The 9,452-nt window shown below is 70.1% G+C and carries 10 protein-coding genes; 6 read left to right on the top strand and 4 right to left on the bottom strand.

Translation table 11 applies throughout. The features are described from left to right. Both AB7U92_RS15105 and AB7U92_RS15100 read right to left on the bottom strand, forming a co-directional pair. The coding region (locus AB7U92_RS15105) for an ATP-binding cassette domain-containing protein (protein ID WP_428578400.1) at window positions 1–516 on the bottom strand (516 nt) is incomplete at its 3' end. Between the two features lie 31 nt (window positions 517–547). Then, entirely contained in the window at window positions 548–1,411 is an 864-nt protein-coding gene (locus tag AB7U92_RS15100; RefSeq protein ID WP_428578397.1) for a putative selenate ABC transporter substrate-binding protein, read from the bottom strand. Window positions 1,412–1,520: 109 nt separating this feature from the next. Between AB7U92_RS15100 and egtD the strand changes: the two genes are divergently transcribed. Next, window positions 1,521–2,501 (top strand): L-histidine N(alpha)-methyltransferase, encoded by a 981-nt coding sequence (egtD, locus tag AB7U92_RS15095; RefSeq protein WP_428578394.1) that lies wholly within the window; start codon window positions 1,521–1,523, stop codon window positions 2,499–2,501. Window positions 2,502–2,613: 112 nt separating this feature from the next. Here egtD and senA read toward each other — a convergent pair whose 3' ends face one another. After that, window positions 2,614–3,780 (bottom strand): selenoneine synthase SenA, encoded by a 1,167-nt coding sequence (gene senA / locus AB7U92_RS15090; RefSeq protein ID WP_428578391.1) that lies wholly within the window; start codon window positions 3,778–3,780, stop codon window positions 2,614–2,616. Here senA and senB point away from each other — a divergent pair. From senB to AB7U92_RS15065, 5 genes are all read left to right on the top strand, one after another. Further along, a complete protein-coding gene (gene senB / locus AB7U92_RS15085; RefSeq protein ID WP_428578388.1) occupies window positions 3,775–4,758 on the top strand; it encodes a selenoneine biosynthesis selenosugar synthase SenB in 984 nt (327 codons plus the stop codon). The genes senA and senB overlap by 6 nt on opposite strands. Further along, entirely contained in the window at window positions 4,755–5,819 is a 1,065-nt protein-coding gene (gene selD / locus AB7U92_RS15080) for a selenide, water dikinase SelD (protein WP_428578386.1), read from the top strand. Before senB ends, selD begins: the two co-directional genes overlap by 4 nt. A 92-nt stretch (window positions 5,820–5,911) precedes the next feature. Continuing rightward, on the top strand, window positions 5,912–6,511 hold the full coding sequence (phaR, locus tag AB7U92_RS15075) for a polyhydroxyalkanoate synthesis repressor PhaR (protein ID WP_428578383.1): 600 nt from the start codon (window positions 5,912–5,914) through the stop codon (window positions 6,509–6,511). A gap of 34 nt (window positions 6,512–6,545) precedes the next feature. Beyond that, on the top strand, window positions 6,546–7,916 hold the full coding sequence (gene rimO, locus AB7U92_RS15070; protein WP_428578380.1) for a 30S ribosomal protein S12 methylthiotransferase RimO: 1,371 nt from the start codon (window positions 6,546–6,548) through the stop codon (window positions 7,914–7,916). Between the two features lie 3 nt (window positions 7,917–7,919). Next, window positions 7,920–9,122, top strand: coding sequence for a PLP-dependent transferase (locus tag AB7U92_RS15065; protein ID WP_428578377.1), 1,203 nt, complete (start codon window positions 7,920–7,922; stop codon window positions 9,120–9,122). Here AB7U92_RS15065 and smpB read toward each other — a convergent pair. Then, on the bottom strand, window positions 9,108–9,452 hold a 345-nt coding region (smpB, locus tag AB7U92_RS15060; protein ID WP_428578374.1), incomplete at its 5' end, for an SsrA-binding protein SmpB. The genes AB7U92_RS15065 and smpB overlap by 15 nt on opposite strands.

Here is a 9,452-nt window from a genome sequence, read left to right as displayed (position 1 = left end):
CCACAGCCGCGCCGGTGCGAGCAGCGCCCGCGCCAGGCCGACGCGCTGGCGCTCGCCGCCGGACAGGCGGTCGACGCGGTCGAACAGCTTGTCGGCGAGGTCGAAGCGGTCGAGCGCGGCGTGGGCGGCGGGAATGTCGTCGGGGTAGAACAGCGAACGCAGGCTGCGCCACAGGCCCAGCGCCGGCAGCCGCGCCGCAAGGACGGCGGTGACCACGCGCTGACGCGGCGGCAGCGGCGGCACCTGGGGCGCGAGGAACAGACGGCCGCGCAGCCTCTGAAGCGCCGGGCGCGGCAGCGACCAGGGATCGGTACCCTCCAGCGTGAGCCGGCCGCCCGAAGGCGGCAAGGCGCAGCCCATCACCTGCAGCAGCGTGGTCTTGCCGGCCCCCGACGGGCCGATGACCGCGACCAGCTCGCCCGGTGCGACGTCGACAGACACGCCGCGTAGCGCCGCGGCGCTGCCGCTGCGCGCCGCCGGATGCCGCGCGGCGACGTCGTGGAGTTCGATCTTCAAGCCGCCCGGCCCCGACTGCTGGCCCGCAACATCACAGCAGCCCGGCGCTGCGCGCGGCGGCTTCGATGCCCTTGTAGTTGTCGGCCTTGCTCGGGATGAAGCGCGTGGCGCGCTGCAGCTCGAGGATCTCCTTGCCCTCGGCGGTATCGCGGCTCAGCGACAGCAGCGCCTGGGAAAGCTTCTCGCGCAGCGCGACGGGCATGTCGGCGTGCACGGTCCAGTTGTAGTCGTAGTAGGGCGGCGTGGTGTAGAAGGCGCGCACCTTGGTCGTGTCGACCTTCTTGTCGGCGACGAACTTGTCCCACACCGAGATGTTCAGCGCGCCGGCCTGCACCTTGCCGGCGGCCACGGCGGCGATCGTCGCGTCGTGCGCGCCGCTGTACGACACGCGGCGGAAATCCTTCTCCGGGTTGAGCCCGGCCTGCAGCAGGAAGCTGCGCGGCATCAGGTGGCCGGAGGTGCTGCTCTGCGAGCCGAAGCTCACATCCTTGCCCTTCAGGTCGGCCAGCGCGTTGATACCGGCCTCGCTGGTGATGAACACCGAGCGGAACTTCTCGTCTTCCTCGCGCTGTGCGATGGGAATCACCTTGCCCCCTGAGCGCACGTTCGCCTGCACGAAGGTGAAGCCGCCAAACCAGGCCATGTCGACCTTGCGGTTGACCAGGGTCTCGACGGCAGCGGCGTAGTCGGTCACCGGGGTGTACTCGACCCTCATGCCCAGCTTGCCTTCCAGGTACTTCACCAGCGGACCCGCCTTGCGCGCCAGCTCGGTGGGCGATTCGTCGGGAATGGCGGTGATGCGGAACACCTGCTGGGCGTGCGCGATCGCGCCGAAGCTCAGCAGGGCGCAGGTGAGCAGGGCCTTGAGTGTGCGGGACGGGGACAGGTCGAGCATGGGGTTTCTCCGGCAAGGGTGGATGAGGCAGGGCCGCACTTTAGCGGCCTCGAGCAGGTAGAGTGCCGCGCAGGCTCATGGGCACACTACGCGGCCACAGGAAACTCGGATGCCGACGTCTACGATCAGGACCCCTCGTTTCTTCCAGTTGCACCGCATCGACGACGCCGCGCTCGCCGACGAGGCGGCCGCCGGGCTGCTGCAGCCCGCCGCGCAGGTGCCGCCCAAGTTCTTCTACGACGCGCTCGGCTCGCGGCTGTTCGACGCCATCACCGAGCTGGCCGAGTACTACCCGACACGCACCGAGGCGGCCATCTTCGCGGCGCATGGCGCGGCCATCGCGGCCTCGGCGCTGCGCAGCGTCGGCCCGGCACCGCTGATGATCGACCTGGGCGCGGCCGATTGCGCGAAGGCGGCCCGCCTGTTCCCGCTGCTGCAGCCGGGGCGCTACGTCGCCGTGGACATCTCGGTGGAGTTCCTGCGCCAGGCGATGGGCTGCCTGCAACGCGAGCATCCGCAGATGGACCTCACCGGCGTGGGGCTGGATTTCTCGGCACGGCTTCAACTGGCTGAGGAGATCACCGGCCCCGGTGCCGCGCTGGTGTTCTACCCGGGTTCGAGCATCGGCAACTTCGCGCCCGCCGACGCCCTGCGGCTGCTGCGCGAGGCGCGTGCACTCTCGCACGGCGGGGCGCTGCTGATCGGCGTCGACACGATCAAGGACGCCGGGACGCTCGAGGCCGCCTACGACGACGCCCTGGGCGTCACCGCCGCCTTCAACCTGAACCTGCTCATGCACCTGAACCGTCTGCTCGGCGCCGACTTCGACGTGCGCCAGTGGCAGCATGTGGCCCGGTTCGACGCTGCGGCCTCGCGCATCGAGATGCATCTCGAGGCCCGCCAGGACCTGCTGGTGAGCTGGCCAGGTAGACAGCGACGCTTTGCCGCGGGCGAGCGCATCCACACCGAGAACAGCTACAAGTGGACGCCACAAGGCTTCGGTGAACTGCTGCGCCATGCCGGTTTCGGTCAGGTTGGGCACTGGACGGACGAACGAGGCTGGTTTGCGGTGTTCATGGCGTCGGGCTGACCGGTTTCGGAACAGCCCCGTCAGCGGGGGATCTGCTCGTCAGGGGCGAGGCCGATGCCGCCCCCGAGCGGCACCGGTCTCTCCGCCCCATTCGCCGCGGCGGCCGGATTGGTTACAGCGCGCAGCTGCGGAATCCCGCCGGCACGTCGTTGCGCCCTGGAGGGAAATAGTTGCGGTAGCGTGGGTGGCGCATGCGCGGCTGCGTCATGAACGAGGCGCCGCGCAGCACCGGCCGGCCATCGAACCAGGGCGCGGAGTAGTCGCGGTAAGGGTGGGGCTCGAAACCCGGGTAGGGCGCGAACGGGCTGGCCGTCCATTCCCAGACGTCGCCCCAGCGGAAGCGCGCCGGCTCGCTGATCGCCGCGCGCTCCCATTCGGCCTCGGTGGGCAGCCGGCGCCCGGCCCAGCGGCACCACGCCAGCGCCTCGTGCTGGGTGAGGTGGCAGGCCGGCAGGGCGAGGTCGAGGTCCGTCCAGACGCCGTGGCGGCGTTGCTGCCAGCGGCCCGCGGCGCGACGCAGGTAGCGCGGCGGTGCCGCGCCCGTGGCCTCGACGCAGGGCAGATAGTCGGCCCAGCGCAGCACCTGCGCGTCGATCTCGCAGGCGGGCACGGCCGTCTCGTGGGCGCCGCACTCGTTGTCGAAGGCAAAGCCCTCGCCATCGGGGCTGCCGAGCCGCCAGGTCCCGGCCGTGAAGGCCAGTGGCGACGGAGGCGCGGGCAGTGCCTGGGGCTGCCAGCGCGCATCGTCGATCGGGATGTCCAGCGCCTGCGCCATGTACAGCGCGGCCTCGTGGTGCATGTCCTCGTGCAGCAGGGCGAGCCGGAAGAAGTACAGCGCCTCGTCGGCTTCCGGTGTGTCGGCGAGCAGGACGAGCGTGGTGTCGAGCTGGCGACGCAGATGCTCGCGGGTGGTGGTGGCATCGGGCAGCGGCAGGCTCCAGCGGCTGTCGTGAGCGACCCGGCTGGAGTGGTACAGCGCCTCGGCATCGGCCGGCTCGGCGGGCAGGCGCGGCACCTCGGGGTCGGCGCCCGTGCCCCGATGGCGCTGCGGATTGCGCTGCAGCCACCAGGCCTGGAACCAGCCGATGTGGCCGAGTTCCCACAGCGGCGGGTTCAGCTCCTCGCGCAGCGGCACGCGCAGGCCCGGCAGGGCGCGCTCGTACGCGGCGAAGGTGGCCAGCGTGTCGGCGCGGCTGTCGCTCAGGGCCCGGGCCAGTGCATCGCGGCCGCCCTGGCGGGCGAGCCGGGCGGCATCCGGGGTTAGGCTTGCGTCGTGCATCGGAAATCGATCGTCATCGTCACGCCCGCGCTGGCCGACGCCAACAACGGCAACTGGCAGACCGCGCGCCGCTGGGCGCGCATGCTGTCCGCAGCTTACCGCGTGCGGCTCGCGGCGGCCTGGAGCGAAGGCGACGAGGACCTGATGATCGCCCTGCACGCGCGCCGCTCGGCGGCCTCGATCCTGGCCTGGCGTGAACGGCGCGGCGCCGCACCCTTGGTGGTGGTGCTGACCGGCACCGACCTGTACCGCGACATCGACACCGATGAGCGCGCGCAGCGCTCGCTGCAGCTCGCGGATGCGCTGGTGGTGCTGAACGCGCACGGGGCCGAGCGGCTGCCGCCCGTGCTTCGCGAGCGGACGCACGTGATCCTGCAGTCGTGCAGCGCTCGCCGGCCTGTGCCCAAGCCTGCGCAGCACCTGCGCGCGCTGATGGTGGGCCACCTGCGCGACGAGAAAGACCCCGGCACCTACCTGCGCGCGGTGCAACGCCTGAGCGCCCGGACCGACCTGTTCTTCGACCACATCGGCGGGGCCCTCGACCCGACGCAGGACGAGCAGGCCACGCGCCTGGCCGCACGGCACCCGCGCTACCGCTGGCTCGGGCCGCTGCCGCATGTGCAGGCACGCCGGCGCATCCAGGCCGCTCATGTGCTCGTGCACGCCAGCCGCATGGAAGGCGGCGCGCACGTGGTCATCGAGGCCTTGCGCAGCGGCACACCGGTGATCGCGTCGCGCATCGATGGCAACCTCGGTCTGCTCGGTGACGACTGGCCGGCCACCTTCGAGGTGGGCGACGACGCGGCCCTGGCAACCCTGATCGAGCGTGCCCGCGACGAGCCGGCTATGCTCGCCGACCTGCAGCGCCGTGCCGTCGAACGCGCACCGCTGTTTTCCCCCGAGGCCGAGCGCGCCGCGCTGATGCGTGTCGTGCGAAGCCTGATGGACGCCAGGACCGAACGGAGAGACCGCACATGAACGCTCCCGAGAAACCCGCCGAGCCCCGCCTGACCTCGCTGTCGCATGGTGGCGGCTGCGGCTGCAAGATCGCCCCCGGCGTGCTGTCAGAGATCCTCAAGGGCACCGCCGCGATGCCGATCCCGAAGGAACTGCTGGTCGGCATCGAGACTGCCGACGATGCCGCGGTGTACCAGCTCAACGACGAGCAGGCGCTGATCGCCACCACCGACTTCTTCATGCCCATCGTCGACGACCCGTTCGACTTCGGCCGCATTGCCGCCACCAACGCGATCAGCGATGTCTATGCGATGGGCGGCAAGCCCATCCTCGCGCTGGCGCTGGTGGGCATGCCGATCAACGTGCTGTCGACGCAGACCATCGGCCGCGTGCTCGAAGGCGGTGCCTCCGTGTGCCGCGCCGCGGGCATCCCGATCGCCGGCGGCCACACCATCGATTCGGTCGAGGCCATCTACGGCCTGGTGGCGCTGGGTCTGGTGCATCCCAAGCTCGTCAAGCGCAACGCCGATGCGAAGCCGGGCGATGTGCTGGTGCTCGGCAAGCCGCTGGGCGTGGGCGTGATGAGCGCGGCGCTGAAGAAGGGTGAACTGCCCGACGACGGCTACGCGCAGATGATCGCCAGCACCACCAAGCTCAATACGCCGGGGCCGGAACTGGCCGCGCTGCCGGGCGTGCACGCCTTGACCGATGTCACGGGCTTCGGCCTGGCCGGCCATGCGCTGGAGATGGCCCGCGGCGGTGGCTGCCGCGTCGAGCTCGACTGGGCCGCGGTGCCGCTGCTGCCCGGCGTGCGGCAGATGGCGGGGCAGGGTTTCGTCACCGGCGCCTCGGGGCGCAACTGGGCAGGGTACGGCGAACACGTCGAACTGCCGTCCGGCTTCGCCGCCGAGGACCGCGCACTGCTCACAGACCCGCAGACCAGCGGCGGGCTGCTGGTGGCGTGCAGCGCCGATGCGGTCGATGCCGTGCTGGGCGTGTTCGCCCGCCACGGTTTCGAGCGCGCCGGCGTGGTCGGCCGCATCACCGAGAGCGCACGGCCCGGAGTGACGGTCAAGGGCTGAGCGCCGCCGGGCGGGGGAAAACCCCTCCGGGTGTCGCGGGGGCGCTCCGTAGAATTTGTGCTCTGCACAACGAGATTCCGGAGCACCTGTCCATGGCCGCAACCCGTCGATCGACCAAGGCTTCCGCGGAGGCGACTGCCTCGCCCAAGGCCGAGGACGCCGCGGTGCGCGTGCTCAAGAAGTACCCCAACCGCCGTCTCTACGACACGCAGTCGAGCAGCTACATCACGCTGGCCGACGTCAAGCAGATGGTGATGGAGGGCGATGCCTTCGTCGTGCGCGATGCCAAGACCGGCGAAGACCTCACCCGCAGCATCCTGCTGCAGATCATCCTCGAGGAAGAAACCGGCGGCGTGCCGATCTTCAGCACGCAGATGCTTTCGCAGATCATCCGCTTCTACGGCCACGCCATGCAGGGCATGATGGGCTCGTACCTCGAGAAGAACCTCCAGACCTTCACCGACATCCAGGCGCGCTTCGCCGAGCAGTCCAAGGGCCTGCTCGATCCGAAGGCGATGAACCCCGAACTTTGGACGCAGTTCCTGCAGGGCCAGGCGCCGGCGATGCAGGGCCTGATGGGCAACTATCTCGAGCAGAGCAAGGCGATGTTCCTGCAGATGCAGGAGCAGATGGCCAAGCAGGCCGAGTCGCTGTTCCCGGGCATGGGCGGGCTGCATACGCCCAAGCGCTGAGCGGCCTCGCGGCGTCATCGGCGAAAATCGGCCGATGACAGACATTGCCACCCCGCCGAAGATCGGCTTCGTCTCCCTGGGCTGCCCCAAGGCGCTGACCGACTCCGAGCTGATCCTCACGCAGCTGCGCGCCGAGGGCTACGAGACCTCCAAGACCTTCGCCGGCGCCGACCTGGTGATCGTCAATACCTGCGGCTTCATCGACGATGCGGTCAAGGAGAGCCTGGACACCATCGGCGAGGCACTGGCCGAGAACGGCAAGGTGATCGTCACCGGCTGCCTGGGCGCGAAGGCCGGGCATCAGGGCGACAATCTCGTGCGCGAGATGCACCCCAGCGTGCTCGCCGTCACCGGCCCGCACGCCACGCAGGAGGTGATGGATGCGGTGCACGTGCACGTGCCCAAGCCGCACGACCCCTTCGTCGACCTGGTGCCGCCGCAGGGGGTGAAGCTCACGCCGAAGCACTACGCGTATCTGAAGATCAGCGAGGGCTGCAACCACCGCTGCAGCTTCTGCATCATCCCGAGCATGCGCGGCGACCTGGTCTCGCGCCCGATCGGCGACGTGCTCGGCGAGGCGCAGCGCCTGTTCGAGTCCGGCGTGAAGGAACTGCTGGTGATCAGCCAGGACACCAGCGCCTACGGTGTCGACGTCAAGTACCGCACCGGCTTCTGGGATGGCAAACCGGTCAAGACGCGCATGACCGAACTCTGCGAGCAGCTCGCCGTGCTGGCCGAACGCCATGGCGCCTGGGTGCGGCTGCACTACGTCTATCCGTACCCGCACGTCGACGAGATCCTGCCGCTGATGGCGGCCGGCCGCATCCTGCCGTACCTCGACGTGCCGTTCCAGCATTCGCATCCCGACGTGCTCAAGCGCATGAAGCGCCCGGCCAGTGGCGAGAAGAACCTCGAGCGGCTGCAGCGCTGGCGAGAGATCTGCCCCGAGCTGGTGGTACGCAGCACCTTCATCGCCGGCTTCCCGGGCGAGACCGAGGCCGAGTTCGAGCACCTGCTCGACTTCCTCCGCGAGGCGCAGATCGACCGCGCCGGCTGCTTCGCCTACTCGCCGGTGGAAGGCGCGACGGCGAACGAGCTGCCCGGCATGTTGCCGGCCGAGCTGCGCGAGGAACGCCGCGCGCGTTTCATGGCGGTGGCCGAAGCGGTGTCGACGGCCAAGCTGGCGCGTCGGGTCGGCGCCACCATGCAGGTGCTGGTCGACGAGGCCCCGGCACTGGGACGCCGCGGCGGCATGGCGCGCAGCTATGCCGACGCACCGGAGATCGACGGCCGGGTGCGCCTGCTGCCGCCGGAGAAGGCCTCCAAGACACTGAAGGTGGGCGAGTTCACCCGCGCGCGCATCGTCGCGGCCGAAGGCCACGATCTCGTCGGCATGCCGGTCTGAGCCATGGCCGAGATGAGTTCCGGCAAGAAGCCCGATCCGGCAACCGCGCTGATCCACCACCCGTACCGCCCGCCGGCGGGCTTCGAGGCGCCGCAGCCGCCGGTGCACAAGGCCTCGACGGTGATCTTCCCGAACGTGGCGGCGCTGCGCGCGCGCGACTGGAAGCGCAAGGACGGCTACACCTACGGACTGCACGGCACGCCCACCGTCTACACGCTCGAGGAGCGCATCGCCACGCTGGAAGGTGGACTGCAGACGCTGCTGGTGCCCAGCGGCCTGGCGGCGATCGCGCTGGTCGACACGGCGCTGCTGAAGGCCGGCGACGAAGTGCTGATCCCGGACAACGCCTATGGCCCGGGCAAGGAGCTGGCGCGCCAGGAACTGGCCCGCTGGGGCATCACGCACCGCCTCTACGACCCGATGGATCCGGTCTCGCTGGCTGAACGCATCGGGCCGACGACGAAACTGCTCTGGCTCGAAGCCGCCGGCTCGGTGACCATGGAGTTCCCCGACCTGCGCGCGCTGGTGCGCATCGCGCGCGAGCGCGGCGTGACCGTGGCGCTGGACAACACCTGGGGTTCGGGCATCGCCTTCGACGCCTTCGAACTTGGCGAGGGCCTCGGCGTGGACATCAGTGCCCATGCGTTGACCAAGTACCCCAGTGGAGGGGGCGACGTGCTGATGGGCGCCGTGACCACGCGCGACGAGGCCCTGCACCTGCGCCTGAAGGGCAGCCACATGCGTCTGGGCTGGGGCGTCGGCGCCAACGAGGCCGAACTGGTGCTGCGCTCACTGCCCTCGCTGCCGCTGCGCTACGCCGCTCACGACGCGGCGGCGCGCCGGCTGGCGCAATGGTGGGCCGCTCAGCCGGCGATCTTGCAGGTGCTGCACCCGGCGCTGCCGGGCTCGCCGGGGCACCAGCACTGGGCCTCGCACTGCCGCGCCGCGGCCGGGCTGTTCTCGGTGGTGTTCGACGAGCGCATTCCTTCCGAACGCGTCGACGCCTTCGTCGATTCGCTGGAGCTCTTCAAGCTTGGCTTCTCGTGGGCGGGGCCGGTTAGCCTCGTGGTGCCATATTCGCTCGCCGCGATGCGCGATGCGCCGGCCTGGAAGGGCGTGCTGGTGCGCTTCTCGGTGGGCCTGGAGTCGGCAGACGACCTGATCGCCGACTGCGCGCGGGCCCTCGCGGCCTCAGGCCTTGCTTGAGACCTTGTGCCGCATCAGGCGGCCCTTCTCGCGTTCCCAGTCCTTCTTCTTCTCGCTGTCGCGCTTGTCGTGCTCGGCCTTGCCCTTGGCCAGCGCGATCTCCACCTTCACGCGGCCGCCCTTGTAGTGCAGGTCCAGAGGAACCAGGGTGAAGCCCTTCTGCTCGACCTTGCCGATCAGGCGGCGGATCTGCTCCTTGTGCATCAGCAGCTTCTTGGTGCGGTCGGCCTCGGGGTGCACGTGGGTCGACGCGCTGCGCAGGGCGTTGATGCGGCAGCCGATCAGGAACAGCTCGCCGTCGCGGATGACCACATAGCCGTCGGTCAGCTG

It is taken from the genome of Piscinibacter sp. (genome assembly GCF_050175855.1).
Classification (GTDB): Bacteria; Pseudomonadota; Gammaproteobacteria; order Burkholderiales; family Burkholderiaceae_C; genus Piscinibacter.
The sequence above is the reverse complement of the archived record's forward strand: the minus strand, read 5'-3'. Positions and strand labels throughout refer to the sequence as shown.